The organism is Thiomicrorhabdus marina (assembly GCF_017571465.1).
Classification (GTDB): domain Bacteria; phylum Pseudomonadota; class Gammaproteobacteria; order Thiomicrospirales; family Thiomicrospiraceae; genus Thiomicrorhabdus; species Thiomicrorhabdus marina.
In genome coordinates, this window is record NZ_JAGETV010000005.1 from 39,481 (window position 1) to 63,755 (window position 24,275).

The following is a 24,275-nucleotide window of genomic DNA, read 5'->3' on the forward strand; positions in this document are numbered from 1 at the left end:
AATCCGGCAAGCGGTTTTTTAGCAGTTAAATTAGCGAGTGAGATGCTAATTATTGCTGTTGTTCCTGCTGAGCAGCGGCAACGTCTTTGTGAACTTGTTCCATATCTAAGTCACGTAGTTGTTTAATGCCTTCTTCCAGAGCGTTTCCTGGAATCGCGCCAGGATTAGAGAAGACCACTACCTTTTCACGCATAAACACCAAAGTTGGAATTGAACGAACTTGGAACATCGCCGCTAGTTGCTCTTCCTCTTCAACGTTTACTTTGCAGAATTTGATGTCTGGGTGTTTTTCAGAAATCTCAGTGAAAGTCGGAGCGAACTGCTTACAAGGACCACACCATTCAGCCCAGAAGTCAAAAATCACAATTTCATTGTCGTTGATCATGTCGTCAAATTGATCGGTTTTTAGGTCGATAACGGCCATAATGGTTCCTTTCTAACTTTTGTAAAAACTCAGGCGCCATTGTAACAACTGAAAAAACGCCTGTGAGTATAAATTCCGCTGAATTTAGTCGACTTTAGGGTTGCCGCCTTCAGTTAGTAATGCCGGGTTTAGGTACTGTTTCAGCGTCGCTTCATCCATGTCGGTCATTTCCAAAGCCACTTCTAAAACCGGACGACCGGATGCGTAAGCTTCTTTCGCAATTGCGGCGCCTTTTTCATAGCCAACGACTGTGTTCAAGGCGGTCACTAGAATCGGGTTAACTTCCAATGCATTAAGAATATTTTTCTCGTTAACGGTAAAGCCTTTAATAGCTAAATCCGCTAGCTGAGTTGACGCATTAGCGGCGATTTCCAAACTTTGTAGAAGGTTCAAGGCGATCATCGGTAACATTACGTTTAACTGGAAGTTGCCCGCTTGTGCACCGACAGTAATAGCGGTGTGATTCCCCATAATTTGGGCGGCAACCATACAAACTGATTCAGGAATAACCGGATTTACTTTACCTGGCATAATTGAGCTACCTGGTTGCAAAGCAGGAAGTTGAATTTCACCAAGACCGGCTAGCGGGCCTGAATTCATCCAACGTAGGTCGTTAGCGATTTTCATTAGGCTCGCTGCCAATACATTTAGCTGGCCGCTTAATTCTAAAGCAGTATCTTGCGAGCTTAGACCGATAAATAGGTTGCCCATCGGTTCAAAATGCATCGCCGTAATAGTGGCAAGGTTGGCGCAGGTCAAAGGTCCAAATTGCGGATCGGCATTAATACCTGTGCCTACTGCGGTGCCGCCAATTGGCAGTTTCTGAATGCGTTTCTGGGTGTCTTGCAGACGAGCAATATTATCTTCCAGTTGAGCACGCCATGCACGGAGCTCTTGGCTCATACGCACCGGCATTGCATCCATTAAGTGAGTGCGGCCGGTTTTGACGACGTCTTTCAGTTCTTCTTCACGGTCTTTAATAATATCGCAAAGGTGGCGTAACGCTGGCAGTAGTTGTTCTTCCAAAGCGATGGACGCGGCAACGTGAATAGCCGTTGGAATAACGTCGTTCGAGCTTTGGCTCATGTTCAGATCGTCATTTGGGTGAACTGCCGTGCCGGTTAGCTTCTCTGCAAGCGTTGCTAAAACTTCGTTAGCATTCATATTGGTGCTGGTACCGGAACCGGTCTGGAACACATCAATCGGGAATTGTTCAAGGTATTCGCCGTGAATTACCGCTTTGGCTGCGGTCTGGATAGCTTCGGCTTTGTCATCCGACATTAACCCAAGTTCCTTATTGGCTTCTGAGCAGGCAAATTTCACATAACTCACTGCCTTAATAAAACTGTCTGGTAGTGGTGTACCGGAAATCGGAAAGTTATTAATCGCGCGTTGGGTTTGAGCTCCGTATAGTGCATCAACCGGAACTTGCAAAGTTCCCATGCTGTCTTGAACTTGGCGAGTTGTATTACTCATTGTTATCTCTCTCAATTCTGGAACATAAAATTGTTGGCTATTTTACGCAGGTGCGCCCAAAAAAACGAGTGGCACATCCCTTTATTAGTTTTATGTATAGATATTAATTAAAGTTATCGATAAATCACTGAATCCATAATGTTTATGGTGTTATAATTACGAAACCTTAGAGCAATTTAGCTGAGTAAAGGTTTTTCTTGAATTTGTCCCGATTAACGCCATTTCTTTTTGGTACCTCCTTGGTGTATTCAATTGATTACCTTGAATATTCTCGGCTTAGCTGAAAACTTGAACAAAATCAGCTTTTAAAGCAAAACTTTGATCAAAATTGAACAATACTTGTTAATTTGGTTAAACTTAACCAAAATTCAGTAATAAATAAATATAAATGCGTAGCTTTGTCTTGAATAGGACATCACTGCAAAATTAAAGAGAATTTTTCATGTCAGAAAAAATCACGATTGTATTAGCAGAAGATCACTCATTGGTTAGAGCGGGTTTTAAATCCATTCTGGATGCTCACGAAGATATGGAAGTGGTAGGTGAAGCTGAAGATGGTCTGGAGTGTCTGGAGTTAGTTCGCAGTAAGTCGCCGAATATCTTATTACTTGATCTTTCAATGCCAAAATTAAGTGGTATGAATGTTATCAATCATATTAAGAAACGTTATACCGATACTAAAGTCATTGTATTGACGGCTGCGGAAACGCTGAGTGTTTGGAAAGATGTTTTGGATTTAGGTGTTGGCGGTTTGTCGATGAAATCGGTTTCACCAAAAGAGTTGACTAACGGTATTCGCGAAGTACACAACGGTGGTAGCTTTATTCATTCGGAAATCCAGCCTTCATTGGAAGCGGCAGACGGTTTGAAGAACCGCCGCTTATCGGTGCGTGAAAAACAGGTGGTTAAGTTGGTTGCTGAAGGGCATAAGACTAAAGAAATTGCTGAAATGCTGGAAATTTCCGATCGTACTGTTTCTAAACACCGTGAAAACTTAATGTCTAAGTTGGGTATTGATTCGACTGCCGAACTAACTAAGTACGCCAATGAATCCGGCCTTACTCGTGTCGGTTTGGAAGAGATTGAATAATCAATATTTGATTTCTGCTAAAAACGCAAAAGCCCGAATTTAGATTCGGGCTTTTGCGTTTTTTGGTTTGTTTTCTTAGGGAAACACAGAATAAGTCCCCATTGACTTCAGCGAGGAGTTTGAGGAGATAAATTCTAGGCAGCGTTTGAGAAGCATAGCCTTAGCTATGGTTGAGAACGCTAACAACGAAGTGACTCTTCAAAACCTCGCCCAAACGAAGAACTCGACGCCCGAAGGGGTAAGTCGAGACAGGGGCTTTGTAAAATTTATCTAAGCGGTGTTGTCTGTTTTTTGGCAGGTCTTGACATGACTGCAAACAGACGCCTTGCTTAGCCTAAATTTTACTTTGCCTGAAGTCATTTGGACTTGTTCTGCGTTTCCTTAGCTATTGCTTTGTTCGTTATTGTCAGCTGCCGCTTCTACTCCACCTTCAGTTGATACATTTTCAGCATCAGAAGATTCTGGGTCATTCGTTATTCCGAGATATTCATTTTTAAAGCCTTGTAATCCTTCTTGAACCAAACTGTAAGTTTGGTCAATGGTGCTTTCTATATCTTCCGATAAAACACTCATATCGCCTAAGAACCCTTTGGCTTGCGAGAAACCGTCACTGATACCTTGACCAATAACATCTAAGAAACGATTGATTAACTCTTCACCTTGCAATTCAGGATGAGCATTTTGAAAACCGCTTAAAAATGCTGTCGTGCCTTGTACTATGCGTTGCGCAGTGTTTTCCGGGCTCCAGTATTCCATGCCTCCTTGTGACGTCAATGCTTCGTTGCTGACTGGGTCGTCGGCTGATTCATCCAAGCCTAGGTCAATGCGCAGTTGCTTGTTAATTTCTTCGATTGCGCTTTGAAATGAAATCTGCAAACTTGATTGGGTTGAAACTTCACCATTACCAAAAAGGTTGGCCACGATATTCGCTTGCTGTTCAAATTTGATTGCTGCCGGATTCGAGGCAACTCTTTGACGCGCTTGTTCTGATGCTTGCTCAGGTAAGGTTAGTGTTTTGTCGATTCCACGGCCTCGATTTTCTTGAGCGCTGTCTGCACTTTTTTGATAGGCATTGAGAGCCCCAAATGTTTTGATGTCCATATTGTGCTCCTCAAGTTGTTTTATACAACTTTAGTGTACTGGGTTTTGATGGTGACTGCTTGAGCAGGAATAATTCGCTTTGCTAGATATTGTTGTTAACGGCAATTAATTGAAATACTTAAGAAAAAGAGTGAGTTTTTTAGAAAAAAGTTTTCGACCAATCTGTTGATTGGACAGCAAGATTGGCTAAAAACTGGTATCATTCGCGCAAAATTTTGAATGCGTCATAACGTATTAAGTTAAGGAATTGAATAAGATGGAATTAAATCCGGTATATAACAGAATTAAAGATTACCAAGAGCGTACCGAAGTGCTTAGGGGGTATCTTTGACTATGATGTCAAAGCTGAGCGTTTAGAAGAAGTTAATATGGAGCTTGAGGATCCGAATGTATGGAATGATCCGGAAAAAGCTCAAAACCTAGGTAAAGAAAAATCTCAACTAGATAATATCGTCGCCACCATTAAAGATTTGGAAGAGGGCTGTGAAGGGGCCAATGAGCTTTTGGAACTGGCAGAAATGGAAGAAGACCAAGAAATGGTCGATGATGTTATTGAAGAGTGTGATCGTCTTGGTACATTGATTGATAAATTGGAATTCCAGCGCATGTTCAGTGGCGATATGGATGCCAACAACTGCTATTTGGAAATTCAATCGGGTTCGGGAGGAACTGAAGCGCAAGATTGGGCCAATATGTTATTGCGTATGTATCTGCGTTGGGCGGATTCACATGGTTTTAAAGCGGAAATTGTGGAAATTACTGCTGGCGATGTCGCCGGTATCAAAGGGGCAACCGTTCATATTAAAGGCGATTACGCTTATGGCTGGGCGCGTACGGAAACAGGAGTTCACCGTTTAGTTCGTAAGTCGCCGTTTGATTCGAATGCCAAGCGCCATACCTCATTCTCATCGGTTTTCATCTCACCGGAGATTGATGACAGTTTTGAGATTGATATTAATCCGGCAGATTTACGTATCGATGTGTACCGCGCATCCGGTGCCGGTGGTCAGCACGTTAACAAAACCGAATCTGCGGTACGTATTACTCACTTGCCGACCAACACAGTAACGCAATGTCAGAATGGTCGCTCTCAACACCAAAACAAAGCGGAAGCGATGAAGCAGTTGCGTGCAAAGCTGTACGAATTGGAAATGTTGCAGCGAAATGCTGAGAAGCAAGCCTTAGAAGACTCTAAGTCGGATATCGGTTGGGGCAGTCAAATCCGCTCTTATGTTTTAGATTCAGGACGTATTAAAGATTTGCGTACCAGTGTTGAAACCGGAAACTGCTCAGCGGTTCTAGACGGTGCCTTAGACCAGTTTATTGAAGCCAGTTTGAAAGCCGGATTGTAAGAACTAAGGTAGCGAAGCGCGCGCAAACATCGTAAAATAGCGCGCATTATTGAATTTCAAATTTTTATGACTGCGAGGGCGGGCAGCCCAAGCGGTCTTTTATTTTTAAGCGAGTTTATTAGATGTCTGATAACCAAAACAACGTACCAGAAGTTGACGAAAATAAAATCATTGCCGAGCGCCGTGCAAAGTTAGCTGCGCTCCGCGAAGGTGGTCACTCTTATCCTAACCACTTCCGTCGTGAAAATGATGCCGCCGACTTACAAGTTCAGTATGGCGAACTTGACAAGGAAGCCATGGCAGAAGCAGAGCCGGTACGTGTTAAGGTTGCAGGTCGTATGATGTTACGCCGCATTATGGGTAAAGCCAGTTTTGCGACGATTCAAGATCACTCGGGTCGCATCCAAATTTATGTAACCCGTGATGAGTTGCCGGAAGGTTTCTATAACTCGCAATTCAAAAAATGGGATTTGGGTGACATCGTCGGTGCAGAAGGTTATTTGTTTAAAACCAATACCGGCGAGCTATCGATCCACGTTGAAAACATCGAATTGATTACAAAATCAATTCGTCCTTTACCGGATAAATTCCACGGTCTGCAAGATCAAGAAGTGCGTTACCGTCAGCGTTATGTTGATTTGATTGTTAACGAAGAGAGTCGTGCGACTTTCATGCTACGTTCAAGAATCGTGCAGCACGTTCGTGATTTCCTTATTCGTAAAAACTTTATGGAAGTGGAAACCCCGATGATGCACGTGATTCCGGGTGGAGCAACGGCTAAGCCTTTCGCAACGCACCATAATGCGCTTGATATGCCGCTGTTCCTTCGTATTGCACCGGAACTTTATCTTAAGCGTTTGGTTGTCGGTGGTTTTGAGCGTGTTTTCGAAATCAACCGTTCTTTCCGTAACGAAGGTCTGTCAACGCGCCACAACCCGGAATTCACTATGGTTGAATTTTACGCAGCGTATACTGATTATCACCAGCTAATGGATTACACTGAAGAGCTTCTAAAAGAGCTTGCTGAGTTGGCCGTTGGATCAACTAAGGTTCCTTACCAAGGGCAAGAGTTTGACTTTGGTAAGCCGTTCGCTCGTTTGACAATGAAACAAGCGATCATGCAGTACAACGAAGGTGTGACTTCAGAACAGTTGTCTGATTTTGATTCGGCGAAAGCGCTGGCGCAGTCGTTGAATATCAAGATCGATGACGGTTACGGTCTAGGTAAGATTCTGACTGAAATCTTTGAAGAGACTGCGGAGCACAAGTTAATGAATCCAACCTTCATTACCGAATATCCGGCAGAAGTCTCTCCTCTGGCGCGTCGTAATGACGAAGACTCATTCATCACAGACCGTTTTGAGTTATTTATTGGTGGTCGTGAGCTAGCAAACGGCTTTAACGAGTTGAATGATGCGGAAGACCAAGCGGACCGTTTCAAGGCGCAGGTCGCAGCGAAAGATGCCGGTGATGATGAAGCGATGCATTATGATGATGACTACATCACCGCGCTTGAGCATGGTATGCCGCCTACCGCTGGTGAAGGGATTGGTATCGACCGTTTAGTGATGTTGTTCACTGATTCAGCATCTATCCGTGATGTTTTACTTTTCCCGCACATGCGTCAGCAGTAAAACGTTACATTACGATGCCTTACGAGAACCCCGTTTTTACGGGGTTTTTGGTTATTAATTCTTTAGAAAACTTGGCTTTTTTCAGCTAAGCCGTTGCTAATAACTCTCTATAGAAGTCGGAAACTTGTTGTAGAGGCATCGGTTTAGCAAAGAAATAGCCTTGGCCGATTTCACAGCCCATTTTCTGTAACCAGTCAGCGGTTAGCTCATCTTCAATACCTTCGGCAACGACTTCCATATTCAGTTCTTGAGCCATCTCCAGAATTTTGCGCACCAGAACAACGGATTTACCTTTTTCACTAATTGATTTGACAAAGGTGCGGTCAATTTTCAATTCGCTAGCCGGCAAGCGTTTGATTTGGTCTAGCATGGCATAGCCTGTGCCGTAGTCGTCGATAGAAATTTTGAAGCCTTTAAGGCGTAAGCGGCTAATGACGTCCAAACCAAAGCGCATGTTTTCTACCGCTTGGGTTTCAGTGACTTCAAAGTTGATTTGTTGTTTGGGAATGTTGTATTTGTCGGCTAAACGACTTACATAATCGGGGAATTCAAGGTCGCTTAAGTCATGTCCGGAAATATTCAGCGAGAGGCTAATGCCTGAGTGCGTGGCACTGGTTAGAGTTGCAAACTCCTGAAAAGCTAATTGCACAACTTGTTGAGTTAAAGGGTGAATAAGTTGATTATTTTCTGCTAGTTGAATGAATTGGTCAGGGTAGATAATCTTATTGTCGATTTGCAGACGGCATAAGGCTTCAAAGCCAACCAATTGCAGAGTTTTTAAATCGAATTGCGGTTGGTAGAACAGTTGTAATTTTTTGTTATTTAAGGCATTTCGCAACTCTCCAAGGCTAAAAGGAATCGCTGCGATAGAGGTTTTATCGGCTTTGCTGCGAGAATATTCAGAGTAGAGTTGGATAATTTCAATAACTTGCTTAGGACGAAAAGGTTTGTTCAAATGTCCGAGTACTCGTAGATGCGACTCGCAGGCGAGATCTTTGGCTGTATTTAAAACATTTGTGTCCATTCCCGACATCAGCACGACTTGGATTTGCGGTGCTTTTTCACTCAGCAGACGCATTACTTCAATTCCGTCCATATTGGGCATCATTAAATCAAGAAACATCACATCATAATGCGACAGGTCTAGGTTATGAAGTTGCAGAGGGTCGTGAATTTTCTCTTTTGTCGGTAGGTTCATAAAGTCGAGACTGGAGGCGATGATTTCGGTGATCGCTGATTCATCATCCAAGATGAGAACTCGGGGTAATTTCTGATTTGGCATAGGTCACCTACCTGCTAAAAAGGAATCTGCTAGGATGCCCATACAAAGTTCTTGTAAGCCACAAGGTATTTTGTAAAGTCTTGATTAAGATAACAAATTTAGGAAAAAATCCAATTGCTGGCATTAATTATTAGCTGAGTAATGTTACTCAGTACCTATCGTTTATGCTATGACTTGTTTGGTAAATGCTCATCAATAAATTCAAGTAGTGCCATTTTTCGATAAGGTTTTTTCAGAATATTAATTGGTTGTTCTGTTTTGTAATTATGTTGTAAGGCCTCTTCGGGGAAGCCGGATGCAAAAATGACGGGTATGTTCGGATAGAGTTTATGAATTTGCTGTGCCATCTGTAAGCCATTTTGTTCAGGCATAATGACATCGCTAAAAACCAAATCAATTTTATCTCCGTGATTTTCGATTTCATGAAGGGCGTTCTGGGAACTGTTCGTGCTAATGACTCTGTAACCGGCACTTTGTAAATATTCTTCAGCCAAATGCATTAATTCGTATTCATCATCGACAATTAAAATTTGATAGTTTTGATTTTCTCCTCGAAAGACGTCTTCGTTATCTGCAATCGATTGAATCATTTCAGGTGATTCCGACTGAACTTGTTGGGCATCGTCAATGGCAGGTAGGTAGAGTTTAAAACTGGTGCCGATGCCGAGTTCAGAATAAATTTTGACTTGCCCGCCACTTTGTTTCATAAAACCGTAAACCATGGACAAACCTAGACCGGTTCCTTTTCCGACTGGTTTAGTCGTGAAGAAAGGCTCGAAAATTTTTTCTTGTCGATCTTTGGGAATTCCCGTTCCGGTATCGGTAATACTTAGCAAGGCATATCTGCCATCCTGTAATCCTTCGCCAAGAAAACTTTGTGAGTCTTCAACAAGGCACTCTTCGGCTTTAATAAATATATCGCCGCCTTCCGGCATGGCGTCATTGGCATTGACCGCCAAATTGATTAACGCGGTTTGCAATTCCATTGGATCGGCTTTGATCAGTGGTAGCTGTTCGGCTATCTCTAAGTGCAGTTTAATGTCTTTATTAATAACCCTTTGGATCATGTCCTGTTCTTTCTCTAGTAACGATCTTAAATCGATTAACTCGGGCGTTAAGGTTTGCTTGCGAGCGAAAGAAAGTAGACGCTTGGTAAGGTTAGTAGCTCGTTCGGTTACTTCTTGTGCGGTATGGATGGATTTAAGGGCTTTATCCGATTTTTGTTGCTCTAAATTCATCTCAGCCAAATCTAAGTTACCGATCAGGATAGACAATAAGTTATTGAAGTCATGTGCAATACCGCCGGTCAACTTACCGATAGCATCCATTTTTTGCGCTTGGCTGAGTTGTTGTTGAATGCGTTGACGTTCGCGAATGTCACGAACAGTACAGACTACTAATTTATCTTCACCGTCAATGGCGTTCAGACTCGCTTCGATAGGGAAAATATCGCCTTGTTTGTTTTGTGCGGTTAGGCGAGCGGCATCGCTCATTAAGCGCATATGAGGATGTTGCATATAGTTGCTGCGCAAGTTAACGTGCGCTTTACGAAAGTCTTCCGGCATGAGTTGTTCGACAGTCAGTTCTTTGAACTCGTCATCGGAGTAGCCAAACATGTGTTCGGCGGTGATGTTGTGTTCAATAATTCTACCCTTTTGGTCAACCAGAAGGATCGCGTCGGCGGCCGAGTCAAAAATGGCACTAATGCGTTCTTCGGCGGATCTTAGTTCATGCTCCGCTTCTTCTATTTGGGTTTGATCTGTATAGATTGCACCAATGGCAAGCAGTTCATTGTCATGCTCAATGGCAAAAATTCTACCGATAAAATATTTGCTCGGCTCGCGACGGGTTTCCGGTAAATGCAGACGCATGAAGATGGTTTCCATCTGGAATAATTTGTACTGTTCTTCAGAGCTTAACTGCTGTAGAAAATTGAAGTTTTCTGCATTTACGTAAGTTGGAACTTCATCATCATTTGGTTTGGCAAAGTAGTTCATTAAACGCGGCATCAGTGACGCCGCGCCTTGGTTACTTAATAAGATTTCACCGTTTGGACTGGCAATCATAATTGCTTGCGGTGATTTTTGGATAAAGCGCAACAGCAGGTTATTGTTTTTTTCGTGTTCAAAGCGGTTACAGGCATGGCGATAAGCAAGTAAGCCGATAAAAATGGTCAGCAAAAAGTTGGCTGCCAGAATGCTGTAAATCACCGGACGAAGAGAATTATTCGAGAGAATGTAATTGGTCAGGCTTGAGGCGGTTTGCGTGCGTGCCACTAGAAAAAGCGGCGTTAGCTGGTTAACCGTTACTGTCTGCGGATTTTGTTTCTTGGTAAGACGCTGATCTAATTGAATAGCTTGTACCCAATAGCGATGGGTATTGATTTGACTGGTTTGCACGCCATTTTGTTCGGCATTGCTTAGCATTAGTGTCAGCTGGCTCTCGATTGGAGTGTTACCTTGCATCGGTTGCCATAAAGCACTTAAAGGGTTTTCACTTAGGGCACGATAACTTGAGTCGAGTAACCACATTAAAGTCGGTTGTTCCGGCAAAGGGATTCCAATCTGCTTAATGGCTTGTTGAGATTGGGAAAATTCCGCCAGTATCGGTTGCAGGCTGATTTTGGCCCAAACATAACCAATGGTTTGATTAGGGCCAGCAGAATAGGGGCTGACCATAATGATATAGGCATGGTTGCCTGGCATATTCGGCATATCACCAAATTGAACCGGAGAAATAAATAGCTGATTGTTTTGCAGTTGCTCGATTTGCGGTTGGAACTTTCGTTCCAGCTGAACGGAATCTTGCGGATGGATTTTTACTTGATCGGCGAAAATACTGACTTGGTTTTGCATCTGAGCATTAAGAATGTTGATTTCTACAAATTGAGGATGTGCTATGGCAAATTCTTGCAATTGTTTTACATGAAATGTTTGTAGTTGTTGGCTTAATAGCGATGTTAAGGGGGTAGGTCTTTGCATTGAGTCGGCAGAGAGTTGTTCGCTAAATTTTTGATGGCTTGTAGCCAGATCGCGTAATAGAAACAGATGTTTTTGTAAATGATGCAGTTTGTGTTGGACTTGAGTTTCAATAAAGCGGCTTTCTGCGGTAATCAGTTGCTGATTGCGTTGATTGCTTTGTTTAAATTCTAAATTAGCAAAATAACCGAAAATTAAAAACGAGATTAAAATTCCAAAGGAGAAGCTTAACAGGCCGATTATCAGGCTATATTGCATAGCGTTAGTCTGTTTCATGATTTTCTCCATTAATCTGCATCTTGAGACACATTAATGAATTTGCTGTTTATCTGCAATCGGTAAGCCGATATTTGAAGTTGATTGAGATTGAAATTTACTTCGTGATTAAGCTGTAATAATTTTTGTCGATATTTGTGGCCTGCTTAGCGAGAGAAATAGTCTGGCTATTTCCCTCGTTTGTAAAAGCCTACTCTTCGTCTGTGATTGAGTATGGTAAAGGTTCGATAATTGCCGGTTGCCCGTTTTCGGTCGTTAAGTCACCTTCGATTGAATCCAGAGATTTTAAGGTGCCGATGGCATTACAGAGAGTGCCGCCAAAAATGGCAGGACGGCAGTTAATAATTTCCAGTTTATGGGTTTTAGCTTGCGGGTCAAGTAGCTTTAAAGTGTCGCCGGCTTGCAGATGAATTTCTTCTTCTAGGCGGATGCGTAACATACGTTTGGTGATTTTGCCGCGGTAATGGATGCGAGCGATAATCTCCTGTCCAGGAAAACAACCTTTTTTAAAGTTGATGGCATCAAATTTGTCTAGATTTAAAAATTGTGCAGTATATTGACCGCTATTCGCGGCCGTGACATTGGGTACTGCCGCGGCGATGTCAAGCAGTTGCCAGTCGTAATTATTGGTTAGATCACAGTTAACGCGCAGATTATTCCAAACGGTCTGCATCTGTTCGACCGGGCCAAATAGTGCATACTTATGGTAAGGCCCCGGTACTTTGATGATTAGCACATCTTGCATACCGTCGTCTTTCGACATCTCAGCCTCAAAGGCTTCCTTTACTTTAGTGTCTAAACGACGTTGTACGTCAAGGTCAGCAAACTCGCCGGCAAAGCCAAGCTGAATCAGGCTGTTGGAGACATTTTCCAGTTTCACGTCGGAACGCATAACAAACATCTGCAGGCGTTTCTGTATGGTCTCAGCAAGAGAACCGTCAAAACTTAAATAGAAATTGCCTTGATATTTAAAGACTAGAAAAACGGCAAGTACATTGCCTTTAGGATCACAATAAGAAGAAAGTTGCGCACGGTTTTCGTTGACTTGTTTAACATCGCTACTTAACTGCCCTTGCAGAAACGACTCTGCCTCCGAACCGGAAACTTTCAGCAACGCCTGATGAGTCAAGTTGGTTAAAACCGGCCCGTGTTTAATCAGGAAACGTTCCAGTTCGGCTTCGCCGAAAGTGCTGATTTTTCCGGTTTCGTCAAACTGAGCGTTTTGAGATTCCAAGAAGGCCAACCAAGTTGCATCCATTGCCGCTGTCGCTTGCATAAAATTTCCTTTAGACAGTTAAATTCGGGTTCGTTTCCATTTTGCGAGCAGGAATCGAAAAGTTATTTACTGCAATATAGTGGCGTTTATGACAATTTCAAGCGTTGATACACTTGATTTGAAAAAATTTGTGGTCAACAAATTGCCTGCTGATGGAAACTCTTATTGTTGGCCTAGTTTGATTTCGCTAAGATTAAAGCATTCTTAAGCAGGGGCTTGGTGCCCAGCACTGATCTATGGAGAATGGCCGTGGCCAATAAACAAGAATTTTTAACTTTTATTATCGGCCGTGAGCATTTTGCGGTTGAAATTCTTCGCGTACAAGAAATCCGCGGTTGGGAAAAGCCGAACCCTTTACCAAATGTCCCGCATTTTGTTAAAGGTGTGGTTGACCTGCGTGGCAATATTGTGCCGATTATCGATTTGCGTGAGCGTTTTCGCCTGACAGCGGAGTATAAAACCACTACGGTAGTGATTGTGGTGCACGTTATTACTTCGCAGGGGGAACGGACGGTTGGTTTGGTTGTGGATGCGGTCAGTGATGTGCAGACCTTTGACATGGATAATTTGCAACCGCCACCGGATATCTCTACTGAGGTTAGCTCGCAGTTTATTATCGGTCTAGCGAATTTGGGGTCGGATGAAGTGAAGAATGCCCAAGATAGTGCGGGGCGCTCTTTGCAAAGCAGTACTTCCGGAATGGTTGTTTTAGTGGATATTGACCGTTTGGTTAATGAAAGTCTAATTGAGCAAATTTCGGCAACAGATATGCCGGTTGGTAACGGTTAGTTCAGGCTCTAAGTGAGCTATTTTTTGGTTAGCTAAGGTATTGAATATCGTTAGCTTTTTAGTTTGCGAGGGCCTTTCGGTTTTAATATTGTCGGCTTAGCGGTTTTGCTTAAATGAGGGTAATCCAAGTTGTAATGCAGGCCGCGACTTTCCTTTCGGCGTTGTGCGCTCATCACCATCAGTTCGGCGACCATAGTTAAATTTCGTAGTTCCAATAAGTCGCTGGTAATAAAGTGTTGGCGATAGTATTCGCTGACCTCTGCTTGCAGGTTCTTAATGCGTTTGCGAGCACGTTTCAGGCGGCGGTCTGTGCGCACAATTCCGACATAATCCCACATCACTCGGCGTAACTCATCCCAGTCGTGACTGACCATGATTTTCTCTTTCGGTTCGGTGATGCCGCTGGTATCCCAAGGCTTGGCAATGTACTCATATTCGCCCATTGCAGTGAAAGAATTTTCGATGCTCTGATAAGCCATTTTGGCAAATACTAAGCCCTCGGCTAGCGAATTACTGGCAAGGCGATTAGCGCCGTGCAAACCGGTGTAAGCGGTCTCGCCGATGGCATACAGGCCTTCTAAATCGGTTTTGCCTTCAAGGTTGGCGACAATGCCGCCACAGGTGTAATGGGCTGCAGGCACGACCGGAATTTGCTGTTTGGTTATGTCGATGCCGACTTTTTTGCAACGCTGATAAATGGTCGGGAAATGTTGTTTGACAAATTTAGCCGGTTTATGCGAAATATCCAGATAAACGCAATCAATACCGTGCTTTTTCATCTCTTGGTCAATGGCACGAGCGACAATATCTCGCGGAGCTAAATCGGCTCGCTCGTCATAATCTTGCATAAAGGCGTAGCCGTTCGGCAGACGTAAAATACCGCCTTCGCCGCGCACCGCTTCGGTAATCAAAAAAGAGCGGTCTTGCGGGTGATAGAGACAGGTCGGGTGGAATTGGTTGAACTCCAGATTGGCTACGCGACAACCAGCACGCCATGCCATAGCAATACCATCTCCGGTCGAAGTATCTGGGTTGCTGGTGTAGAGATAAGCCTTGGAAGCTCCGCCGGTCGCTAAAACGGTGAAATGGGCACTAATGGCGTAAACCTGTTTCTCTTCTTTATTGAGGACATAAGCGCCCATGCAACGTTTACGTTTTTTATTGAGAATCAGGTCGATAGAAATATGTTCCGGTAATAACTCAATGTTTGGATGATTTTTCACCTGACGAATTAAGGCATTGGTAACCGATTGGCCGGTGTGGTCGGCGACATGAATCACTCGGCGATGGCTATGACCGCCTTCTTTGGTTAGATGATATGGGAAGTTTTCGGTCTTGGCGCCTTCGGTGGTGAAATTAACCCCCATCTCCACCAACTCCAGAATGGTTTCCGCTGCATGAGTTGCGACTACGGCGACCGCTTTTTCATCACATAGGCCTGCGCCGGCAATTTCGGTGTCTTTAATATGCGCATCAATGCTGTCAAAAGGATCAAGCACGCCAGCAATGCCGCCTTGTGCGTAATTGGTACTGCCTTCTTCAAGCGACGATTTGGCAAGGACGATAACCTTGTGCTCTTTTGCCAGTTTTAGGGCAATCGAGAGTCCGGCAATACCACTTCCAATGACCAATACTTCGGTGCTTTTGGAATATGGGTTTGGGCTTTCTTTGCTCATTGAAATCTCCGGCAAAAGTGGGTAACAGGGATGTTTCCTATCATAGCGATATTTTTGCCGCTTACTATAGGGCTCGCGCTTAATAATTCAAGTAATCTTGTTTAAATAGTCGGTGAAAGGGTATTCTGTAGCAAAATAACCTTTTCCATTGAATCCCTGAAGAGAAAAATGAATGGAGCAAGAAAAACCAATCAATCGTCCGAGTTCAATGTTGACTGAAACCGCTACAGTAGTCGCGCTGGAGACCGATGCAGATGAAAACCATTTTGCCTTGCTTGAGGTTCAGCCAAAAAACGGCTGTAGCGGCTGTGCCTCAAGTGGTGGCTGTGGAACATCGGCGCTCTCGCAGCTATTTGTCTCAACCCATAAAAAACCGATTAAAGTGCGAAATTACATTGGCGCGCGTGTCGGTGACCGCGTTGAGGTCTCAATGGATCAGTCACGATTGATCAAACATTCTTTTATGGCTTATGGCTTACCATTAATCGGGCTTTTACTTTTTGCTGTCCTAGCACAGAACTTGGCGCTATCACTGCTTTCCGGCGATGTTGGCTCTCAGGAAAAGGCACAGGATTTTGCAGAATTATGGGCAATTGCCGGTGCCGGATTCGGTCTTTTTTCCGGTTGGTGGATTACCCGAAAATTCTACCGTCCGGTTGTGCCGGAAATGCAAAAAATAATTACATCGGATTTTGAACAACTTTAAAAATGGACTAACTGTCCTTACAACAAAAAAGCTAGATTATTTCCAACACAAGAATCAAAAACAAAGGTGGTACGAATGAGACTTCAATTAGTTTCTAAAAACTCCTTGGTTGCTGCAATGCTGGTCTTGGCGGTGATGTTATTGCAACCTAACTTGAGTTATGCCAAGACTAATAAATACGGCCTGCCGGATTTCACAGAGTTGGCCGAACAGAATAATAAAGTGGTGGTGAATATCTCCACTATCCAAAAAAAATCTGACAAGAAGCGTCAGCAGATGCCGGAGCAATTTAAAGGCATGCCGGAAGAGTTGTTACGTCATTTCTTCGGCATTCCGCCGGAAATGTTCCAGCAGCAGCCGGACGGTCGTCAGGGTAACAAACCGCAAGTGAGTTCGCTGGGGTCAGGTTTCATTATTAGTGAAGATGGTTATATTCTGACAAATAATCATGTGGTAGAAGATGCTGATGAAATCATTGTGCGCATGCGTGACCGCAAAGAGCTGAAAGCCGAATTGATCGGGACTGATCCGCGTACCGATGTGGCATTGATTAAGATTAACGCCACCGGTCTGCCGTTTGCGAAAATTGGTACTAGCAAAGACTTGAAAGTTGGGCAGTGGGCTTTGGCGATTGGGGAGCCATTTGGTTTGGATTATACCGTGACCCACGGCATTATCTCGGCGCTGGGTCGTTCGCTACCTGAAGATACTTATGTGCCGTTTATTCAGACTGACGTACCGATTAACCCCGGTAATTCAGGTGGGCCGCTATTTAACCTAGATGGTGAAGTGGTTGGTATTAATTCGCAAATCTACTCGAAAAGCGGTGGCTCAATGGGGCTGTCATTCTCGATTCCTATTGATATCGCCATGAATGTTGCCGAGCAGTTAAAGAAAAACGGTAAGGTTGTGCGCGGTTTCTTAGGTGTGCAGATCCAAGAAGTTACTAGTGATCTTTCAGAATCGTTTGGTCTGGAAAAACCGACCGGTGCCTTAGTTGGTGAGGTTTATGATAATACCCCAGCTAAAGAGTACGGCATTCAAGCGGGCGATGTTATTTTGGAGTTTGATGGCAAGCCGATTGCGAAGTCGTCTGATCTGCCACCTGTGGTTGGTATGACGCCGATTAACAAAAAAGTTAAGGTGAAACTGATTCGCCAAGGTGAAATCAAATACATTACCGTTAAGTTGACTTCTCTGGATAAGTCCAAAGATTTAGCAATGTCTTCGAATGACGGACTTTTGAATAGTAATCAGTTGGGGGCAACCATTGAGGATTTGGATCCTGAATGGCTGAAATCGAAAGGTTTGCCGTATGGTGTGCGTGTAACTGATGTTTTCTCCGGCCCGGCTGAACAAGCGGGGGTACGTACCGGTGATGTGATTGTTACCATCGATTTCAAACCGGTGAAAAGCGTACGTGAATTTAATGAACTAATGAAAAGTTTGCCGAAAAAGCGTTCGCTTCCAGTACGTGTGATTCGCGACGGTCGTTCGGTATTCCTACCATTGGTATTGGATTAACGTTAACAAACTAAAAGCTGACCTGAAAAAGGCTTTTATCTAGTTAGACGCTATTAACGATAAATAATGTAACCAAACCGAATTTATCGTAAAATACCGCCTAACTTTTGAAAGCCTATCCATCTGGGAAAGCAGCTAAAGATGGAAACAAGCAGAGCTTGAATTGGTCATGATTCTCAAAAGGGGCATTTACGCCCCTTTTTTATTACCAACCTTTATTGTTAATCGATAAAAACCAGCCTGCCGGTGAACCTAATTTCGGAGAATAAATGTCTAGCGATTTATCATTAATTCGTAACTTTTCAATTATTGCGCATATCGACCACGGTAAGTCGACCATTGCCGACCGTTTCATTCATCTATGTGGCGGTCTGACGGATCGTGAGATGGAACAGCAGGTTCTGGATTCGATGGATATCGAGCGTGAGCGTGGTATCACCATCAAAGCGCAAAGTGTGACTTTGAACTACGACGCTGAAGACGGTAAAACCTACCAGTTAAACTTTATCGACACGCCTGGACATGTGGACTTTTCTTATGAAGTGTCGCGTTCTCTAGCGGCTTGTGAAGGTGCTCTATTGGTGGTGGATGCTTCTCAAGGTGTAGAAGCACAAACAGTCGCTAACTGTTATACCGCGATAGAACAAGGTCTGGAAGTACTGCCTGTTCTGAATAAAATCGATTTGCCGGCAGCAGATCCGGAACGCGTTATCGAAGAGATTGAAGAGATTGTCGGTATTGAAGCCGAAGAGGCGGTGCGTGCTTCTGCAAAAGCCGGTATTGGTATTAGTGAAACGCTAGAAGAAATTGTTAAGAAAATTCCTGCACCGGAAGGCGATATTGATGCGCCGCTAAAAGCCTTGATCATTGACTCGTGGTTCGATAACTATCTGGGTGTGGTTTCTTTAGTACGTGTAATTGACGGTAAGATCGGTAAAAAAACCAAAATGCGTGTCATGTCGACCAAAGAAGAATACCTTGTTGATGATGTAGGGATTTTTACTCCAAAACGCACCTCTAAGCCGTTCTTGCAAGCGGGTGAAGTGGGTTATGTTATTGCCGGTATCAAAGATATCGACGGTGCGCCGGTTGGTGATACGCTTGCGAATGCGGCAGAGCCGGAGATTGAACCGCTTGCTGGTTTTAAACCGGCACAGCCTCGCGTATTTGCCGGTTTATTCCCGATCACCTCGGAAGATTATGAAGATCTGCGTGAATCGTTGCGTAAACTGCGTCTGAACGATGCGGCCTTACATTTCGAGCCGGAAACGTCTGAAGCATTAGGTTTCGGTTTCCGTTGTGGATTCTTGGGCATGTTGCACATGGAGATTATCCAAGAGCGACTGGAGAGAGAATACAATCTTGATCTGATTACCACAGCGCCGACAGTGGTTTATGAAGTCTTGACTAAGAAGGGCGAAACGCTGCGCGTCGATAACCCGTCGGAATTGCCAGATCCGGGTATTATCGACGAGATTCGTGAACCGATTATCCAAGCCAACATTCTTGTACCGAACGAATATGTCGGGGCGGTAATGAAGCTTTGTATCGAAAAACGCGGCGTGCAGAAAGACATGCAGTATTCCGGTGGTCAGGTTTCAATAAACTACGAATTGCCGATGAATGAAGTGGTGCTGGATTTCTTCGACCGTCTTAAATCGTGTTCGCGCGGTTATGCATCGATGGACTACGAATTCAAACGCTTCCAATCGGATGATTTGGTGCGCATGGACTTCTTGGTGAATGGTGAGAAAGTTGATGCTTTAGCGGTTATCGTGCACCGTTCATTCGCGGTGCAGCGCGGTAAGATGATTATCGACAAATTGCAAAAAGTGATTCCGCGTCAGATGTTCGATGTAGCGATTCAAGCGGCGATTGGCGCGAAAGTTATTGGCCGTACCAACGTCAAGGCGCTACGTAAGAACGTTACTGCAAAATGTTATGGCGGTGACGTGTCACGTAAGAAAAAACTGTTGCAGAAACAGAAAGAAGGTAAGAAACGCATGAAGTCGATCGGTAGTGTAGAACTGCCGCAAGAAGCCTTCTTAGCGATTCTGGATACTGGAGATTCCTAATAATGAATTTTGAACTGATCTTAGTTATCGTCACCTTGGTGACCGGTGTTATCTGGTATGTTGATAAATTGGTTTGGCGTCCGGCGCGAGTAAAATCGTCAACCGGTGTTAAAGAACCGATTATCGTTGAATATGCGCGTTCGCTATTTCCGGTGTTTTTGGTTGTATTGATCCTGCGCTCGTTTATTATTGAGCCGTTCCGTATTCCATCTGGCTCTATGTACCCGACTTTGGAAATTGGTGATTTTATTGCGGTTAGCAAGTTTTCTTACGGTATTAAACTGCCGGTCGTGCAGACTAAAATCATCCCGATTGGTGAGCCTGAGCGTGGTGATGTTGTGGTATTCAAATACCCGAATGATCCAGATGTTGATTACATTAAACGTGTTGTCGGCTTGCCGGGTGATGAAGTTGCTTATCTTGGACGTACGCTGTTTATCAATGGCAAAGCGGTCGATATGAAAGCGATGGGCGTCTATCGAGGTAATGATTCCGGTGCAGTGATGAATGATGCCAAAGTGGTTGAAGAAACTTTCGATAACGGGAAGAGCCATCAGGTTCTGCATGACACTGATAAGCATGCGATTGATATGCAACCGGTGAAGGTACCGGAAGGGCATTACTTTATGGTCGGTGATAACCGTGACCACTCAAACGACAGTCGTTTCTGGGGCTTTGTGCCGGAAGAAAATCTAAAGGGTAAAGCGTTCGCTATCTGGATGAATTGGGATAATGGCGTACACTTTAACCGTATCGGTAAGGGAATCGATTAAATTATGGCTGCTAACAATCCGCCAAAACTTGATCTTGAGCGCACGGCAAAGCTAAACCAGCTTTCTAAAAAACTGGGTTATCAATATCAAGATTTGCAGTTATTACAGCGTGCTTTGACGCATAGAAGTGTGGGGTCGCGTAATAACGAACGCTTAGAATTCTTGGGTGATAGCTTAGTGAATTACATTATTGCCGATGCGCTATTTCATCAGTTTAGCAAGCTACCGGAAGGCGATATGAGCCGAGTGCGTGCGCATTTGGTAAAAGGTGATACCTTGGCGGTAATCGGGCGCGAGTACGAATTAAGCGATTATCTTGTGCTGGGGCCGGGCGAATTGAAAAGCGGTGGTTTCCGTCGTGATTCGATTATCGCCGATGCCGTGGAAGCGATTATCGCCTCGGTTTATGAGGACGGTGGTTTGGAACCGACTCGAGAATTAGTGCATCGTTTATATGAAAAACGTCTACAGGAATTAGATCCGAAAAAGGTCGGTAAAGACCCGAAAACGCGTTTGCAAGAAATGTTGCAGGCATTGAATTCGAGTTTACCGCAATACAGTATTATCAGTGTTAACGGTGCGGCGCATGCGCAGGAATTTACCGTTAGTTGTTATGTTGAAAAACTGAATACTAAATTTGAAGCGACCGCTTCAAGTCGTCGTAAAGCGGAACAGAAAGCAGCTGATACAGCGATTCAAGCGCTAGAAGAACAGCAATCTTAACGACACACCTTGTCACTTAATTGGTAGGAAAAAGTCATGAGTCAAGATCAATCAGATAAGGGTACAAGTTTGTCTTTAGAGCAAATCTTGGCACAGGCTGAACAGGACCAAAGCGTCGAAACTGACTACCAATCCGGTTTCGTGGCGGTTATCGGTCGTCCAAATGTTGGTAAATCAACCATTATGAATGAGATGCTTGGGCAGAAGTTGAGCATCACCTCGCATAAACCGCAAACTACGCGTCACCGTATCCACGGGATTCATACTACTGCCGAACATCAAATTGTTTATGTGGATACTCCTGGTATGCACCTTGGCGGTAAGAAAAGCATAAACGACTATATGAATCGCACTGCCAACAGCGCTTTTGCTGATGTAGACGTGATTTTGTTTGTAGTGGAAGCAGGGCGTTGGACCAAAGAAGATAATGCGGTTGCCAAAAAGCTGCAAAATACCGAACAGCCGATTCTGCTCATCGTAAATAAAGTTGATAAGTTTGCCAACAAAGAAGAGCTATTCCCGTTTATCGAGGAGATTGCTAAAGAAGTCGAATTTACCGCATTGGTACCAATTTCCGCTTACAAAAAAATTAATTTACCGGCGGTTGAACAGGAAATTTTAAAATTTCTGCCGAAACAGAATGCGATTTTCCCGGAAGATTATGTCACGGATCGTTCAACTCGTTTTCTTGCGGCGGAAATCATTCGCGAGAAATTGATGCGTACTTTGGGAGATGAAGTACCTTACGGCGCGACGGTCGAAATCGAACAGTTTATGTTTGATGAAGACGAGGGCCGTTGGATTATTCATGCCTTAATTCTGGTTGAGCGTCCGGGGCAAAAACAAATCGTTATCGGTAAAGGCGGTCAAGTTATTAAGAAAATCGGCACGCAAGCTCGTAAGGATCTCAATAACTTGCTGGACGCACGGGTTCACCTTGAGCTTTGGGTTAAGGTGAAAGAGAATTGGTCGGACGACGCACGTGCTTTGGCCAGTTTGGGTTACAACGATAATTACAGCTCTTAATTTTCTGCTTTCAATTCGGCGAGGCGACTGTGTATCAGCAAGTTTCCGCTTTTGTTCTGCATAGTCGTCCTTACAAAGAAACCAGTGCCTTAGTCACCTTTTTCTGCGCTGAGCGCGGTAAATTCAATGCGATTGTTCGTGGCGTTCGCGGTTCCAAAAAAGCGCATCTTAAAGCGGCTCTTCTACAACCGTTTCAAGAACTCGATTTAAGTTGGAAAGAAAAAGCGCATTCCGATTTAGTCTCTTTACAGAATATTGAAAATGGCAAGATGCGTTTGCCGCTAGAAGGGCAAAGTGCAGTCTGCGCTATGTATATCAATGAGTTAATGTATCGCTTACTCTATCCGAATGTTACCTTTGATAATCTTTACCAAGATTATGCCGATGCGCTACTGTATTTGACCCAGCTCCAACTGCAAGACGGTGAGGTACAAGGTCTCAAGCAGGCGCAAATCCTGCGTTGGTTTGAGTTACGTCTACTAAATGTGCTTGGGCACGGTTTTACCTTAGAAGAAGATTTATCCGGTCACGAAATTAAAGCAAATGAAAATTATCTGTTTTATCCTGAGTTCGGATTTGAATTGATTGAAGGTGACTGGCAGCTTTCGCATCATTCTTTTCAAGTTTCCGGTGCTTGTATCCTGTCATTGCAAGAGCTATTGATTGTTCCTGTCGAAGAGATTGAAATAGCAAAAGCATGTGCAAAGACTCTGCGCCAATTACTTAGTATCGCTCTACAGCCGTTTCTCGGTAAAAAACCGATTGCTGCCAAAACACTATTACAAAAACCTTCTGGCAAATTGAATCGAAATAACTAAACGCTATCACTTAGGTGGGTGGTGTTTGCTACAATTCACAATTCACAATTCACAATTTACTAATTTACTCAGGAAATGCATCATGAATCCGATTTATCTTGGTTTGAATATTGACCATGTCGCTACTCTTCGTCAAGCTCGTGGTACGCGTTATCCAGACCCGATTAAAGCAGCGCTAGATGCAGAAATGGCTGGTGCGGATTCGATTACTTTGCATTTGCGCGAAGATCGTCGCCATATCCAAGATGAAGATGTGTTGCGCATTGCCCAAGTTCGCCAAACCAAAGTTAATCTTGAAATGGCTGCCACCGAAGAGATGGTGCAAATCGCTTGTGCGGTCAAACCGGAAGACATCTGTTTGGTACCGGAAAAACGTGAAGAGTTGACCACAGAAGGTGGTTTAGACGTTGCCGGTCAAAAAGAATGGTTGAGCAAAGTGTGTACTCGTTTGGCAGAAGCCGGTTGTCGTGTATCTCTATTTATCGACCCGGATGAAGAACAGATTCTGGCCGCAAAAGAAGTCGGCGCACCCGTTATTGAATTACATACCGGCACCTATGCAGAGTTGGATAAACCGGCTGAAGTGGCCAAAGAGTTGGCGCGTATCAAACAGGCAACTGAGTTTGCTGTTAAACAAGGACTAGTGGTCAATGCCGGGCATGGCTTGCATTATCACAATGTACAAGCAATCGCTGCGATTAAGGAGATTGAGGAACTGAACATTGGTCATGCAATTATTGCGCAAGCGGTATATTCAGGTCTGCCGGACGCAGTGCGTGAAATGAAGCGCCTGATGGTCGAAGCACGTCAACAAGCGTATCTAGGCTAAGTCCATGATAGTCGGCATCGGCACCGATATTATCGAAGTTGCGCGCATTGCCAAGTTGTATCAGCAGCAGGGGGAACGTTTCGCAAAACGGATTTTGTCGGAAAGCGAGTTAGAGGAATTGGCGCAAAAACGTTTTCCAGAAGCTTTTCTAGCCAAGCGCTGGGCGCTTAAAGAAGCGGTTGCCAAAGCTTTAGGCACTGGTATTGCACAAGGCGTCACTTTTCAGCAGATGTGCATTGCTCATCATCCGAGCGGTCAGCCGTATTTAGTTTTGAATGGCGCGGCTAAAGAACGCGCCGCTGCGATTAGTGCTGATGACTGGCATATTAGTGTCAGTGACGAAAAGCATTATTCAGTCGCCTATGTGATTGCGCAAAGCACTTAGTTAGTGCGTAAACCAAATGCCGATTTTCGGCGTTTTTATTTAATTAGCACCTTTACCCCATC

General features: G+C 44.0%; 20 protein-coding genes. 13 read left to right on the top strand and 7 right to left on the bottom strand.

Annotated features, from left to right (window positions below; all coding sequences use genetic code 11):
* Positions 1-49: 49 nt before the first annotated feature.
* Together trxA and J3998_RS04230 are read right to left on the bottom strand one after the other, a co-directional pair.
* Positions 50-424, bottom strand: coding sequence for a thioredoxin (trxA, locus tag J3998_RS04225; protein ID WP_208148222.1), 375 nt, complete (start codon positions 422-424; stop codon positions 50-52).
* A gap of 84 nt (positions 425-508) precedes the next feature.
* On the bottom strand, positions 509-1,900 hold the full coding sequence (locus J3998_RS04230) for a class II fumarate hydratase (RefSeq protein WP_208148223.1): 1,392 nt from the start codon (positions 1,898-1,900) through the stop codon (positions 509-511).
* Between the two features lie 442 nt (positions 1,901-2,342).
* On the opposite strand from J3998_RS04230, the gene J3998_RS04235 reads away from it, so the two are divergent.
* Complete coding sequence (locus J3998_RS04235) at positions 2,343-2,990, top strand: response regulator (RefSeq protein ID WP_208148224.1); 648 nt, start codon at positions 2,343-2,345, stop codon at positions 2,988-2,990.
* 381 nt (positions 2,991-3,371) lie between these two features.
* Here the strand turns inward: J3998_RS04235 and J3998_RS04240 are convergent, their stop codons facing one another.
* Positions 3,372-4,091 carry a DUF5610 domain-containing protein gene (locus tag J3998_RS04240; protein ID WP_208148225.1) on the bottom strand — a complete coding sequence of 240 codons (720 nt, stop codon included), beginning with the start codon at positions 4,089-4,091 and terminating at the stop codon, positions 3,372-3,374.
* A 256-nt stretch (positions 4,092-4,347) separates the two neighbouring features.
* On the opposite strand from J3998_RS04240, the gene prfB reads away from it, so the two are divergent.
* A protein-coding gene (gene prfB / locus J3998_RS04245) for a peptide chain release factor 2 (RefSeq protein ID WP_208148226.1) occupies positions 4,348-5,443 on the top strand; the annotation gives its coding sequence in 2 pieces (ribosomal slippage) (positions 4,348-4,419 and positions 4,421-5,443; 1,095 coding nt in all).
* Positions 5,444-5,565: 122 nt separating this feature from the next.
* On the top strand, positions 5,566-7,077 hold the full coding sequence (lysS, locus tag J3998_RS04250; protein WP_208148227.1) for a lysine--tRNA ligase: 1,512 nt from the start codon (positions 5,566-5,568) through the stop codon (positions 7,075-7,077).
* A gap of 85 nt (positions 7,078-7,162) precedes the next feature.
* On the opposite strand, the gene J3998_RS04255 is transcribed toward lysS, so the two are convergent.
* From J3998_RS04255 to ygfZ, 3 genes are all read right to left on the bottom strand, one after another.
* Positions 7,163-8,359, bottom strand: coding sequence for an EAL domain-containing response regulator (locus J3998_RS04255; protein WP_208148228.1), 1,197 nt, complete (start codon positions 8,357-8,359; stop codon positions 7,163-7,165).
* A 167-nt stretch (positions 8,360-8,526) separates the two neighbouring features.
* Positions 8,527-11,613 (bottom strand): hybrid sensor histidine kinase/response regulator, encoded by a 3,087-nt coding sequence (locus J3998_RS04260; protein WP_208148229.1) that lies wholly within the window; start codon positions 11,611-11,613, stop codon positions 8,527-8,529.
* Between the two features lie 190 nt (positions 11,614-11,803).
* Positions 11,804-12,889, bottom strand: coding sequence for a CAF17-like 4Fe-4S cluster assembly/insertion protein YgfZ (ygfZ, locus tag J3998_RS04265; protein ID WP_208148230.1), 1,086 nt, complete (start codon positions 12,887-12,889; stop codon positions 11,804-11,806).
* 243 nt (positions 12,890-13,132) lie between these two features.
* Here ygfZ and J3998_RS04270 point away from each other — a divergent pair, with 243 nt between their 5' ends.
* Positions 13,133-13,678 carry a chemotaxis protein CheW gene (locus tag J3998_RS04270; RefSeq protein WP_208148322.1) on the top strand — a complete coding sequence of 182 codons (546 nt, stop codon included), beginning with the start codon at positions 13,133-13,135 and terminating at the stop codon, positions 13,676-13,678.
* A 50-nt stretch (positions 13,679-13,728) separates the two neighbouring features.
* Here the strand turns inward: J3998_RS04270 and nadB are convergent, their stop codons facing one another.
* Complete coding sequence (nadB, locus tag J3998_RS04275) at positions 13,729-15,354, bottom strand: L-aspartate oxidase (protein ID WP_208148231.1); 1,626 nt, start codon at positions 15,352-15,354, stop codon at positions 13,729-13,731.
* 172 nt (positions 15,355-15,526) lie between these two features.
* Here nadB and J3998_RS04280 point away from each other — a divergent pair, with 172 nt between their 5' ends.
* The 9 genes from J3998_RS04280 to acpS all read left to right on the top strand — a co-directional run bounded on the left by J3998_RS04280 (position 15,527) and on the right by acpS (position 24,213).
* Positions 15,527-16,060 (top strand): SoxR reducing system RseC family protein, encoded by a 534-nt coding sequence (locus J3998_RS04280; protein WP_208148232.1) that lies wholly within the window; start codon positions 15,527-15,529, stop codon positions 16,058-16,060.
* 75 nt (positions 16,061-16,135) lie between these two features.
* Positions 16,136-17,584, top strand: coding sequence for a DegQ family serine endoprotease (locus J3998_RS04285; protein ID WP_208148233.1), 1,449 nt, complete (start codon positions 16,136-16,138; stop codon positions 17,582-17,584).
* A gap of 269 nt (positions 17,585-17,853) precedes the next feature.
* On the top strand, positions 17,854-19,659 hold the full coding sequence (gene lepA / locus J3998_RS04290) for a translation elongation factor 4 (protein ID WP_208148234.1): 1,806 nt from the start codon (positions 17,854-17,856) through the stop codon (positions 19,657-19,659).
* A gap of 2 nt (positions 19,660-19,661) precedes the next feature.
* Entirely contained in the window at positions 19,662-20,432 is a 771-nt protein-coding gene (gene lepB / locus J3998_RS04295) for a signal peptidase I (protein WP_208148235.1), read from the top strand.
* A gap of 3 nt (positions 20,433-20,435) precedes the next feature.
* Positions 20,436-21,155: a ribonuclease III gene (rnc, locus tag J3998_RS04300; RefSeq protein WP_208148236.1), complete on the top strand. Its 720-nt coding sequence runs from the start codon at positions 20,436-20,438 to the stop codon at positions 21,153-21,155.
* Positions 21,156-21,191: 36 nt separating this feature from the next.
* On the top strand, positions 21,192-22,181 hold the full coding sequence (gene era / locus J3998_RS04305; RefSeq protein ID WP_208148237.1) for a GTPase Era: 990 nt from the start codon (positions 21,192-21,194) through the stop codon (positions 22,179-22,181).
* Between the two features lie 29 nt (positions 22,182-22,210).
* Entirely contained in the window at positions 22,211-22,999 is a 789-nt protein-coding gene (gene recO, locus J3998_RS04310) for a DNA repair protein RecO (protein ID WP_208148238.1), read from the top strand.
* Between the two features lie 82 nt (positions 23,000-23,081).
* The gene (gene pdxJ, locus J3998_RS04315) at positions 23,082-23,828 is read left to right on the top strand and encodes a pyridoxine 5'-phosphate synthase (RefSeq protein WP_208148239.1); all 747 of its coding nucleotides are present in this window, start codon (positions 23,082-23,084) and stop codon (positions 23,826-23,828) included.
* Positions 23,829-23,832: 4 nt separating this feature from the next.
* Positions 23,833-24,213 carry a holo-ACP synthase gene (gene acpS, locus J3998_RS04320; RefSeq protein WP_208148240.1) on the top strand — a complete coding sequence of 127 codons (381 nt, stop codon included), beginning with the start codon at positions 23,833-23,835 and terminating at the stop codon, positions 24,211-24,213.
* The last annotated feature ends 62 nt before the right edge of the window (positions 24,214-24,275 follow it).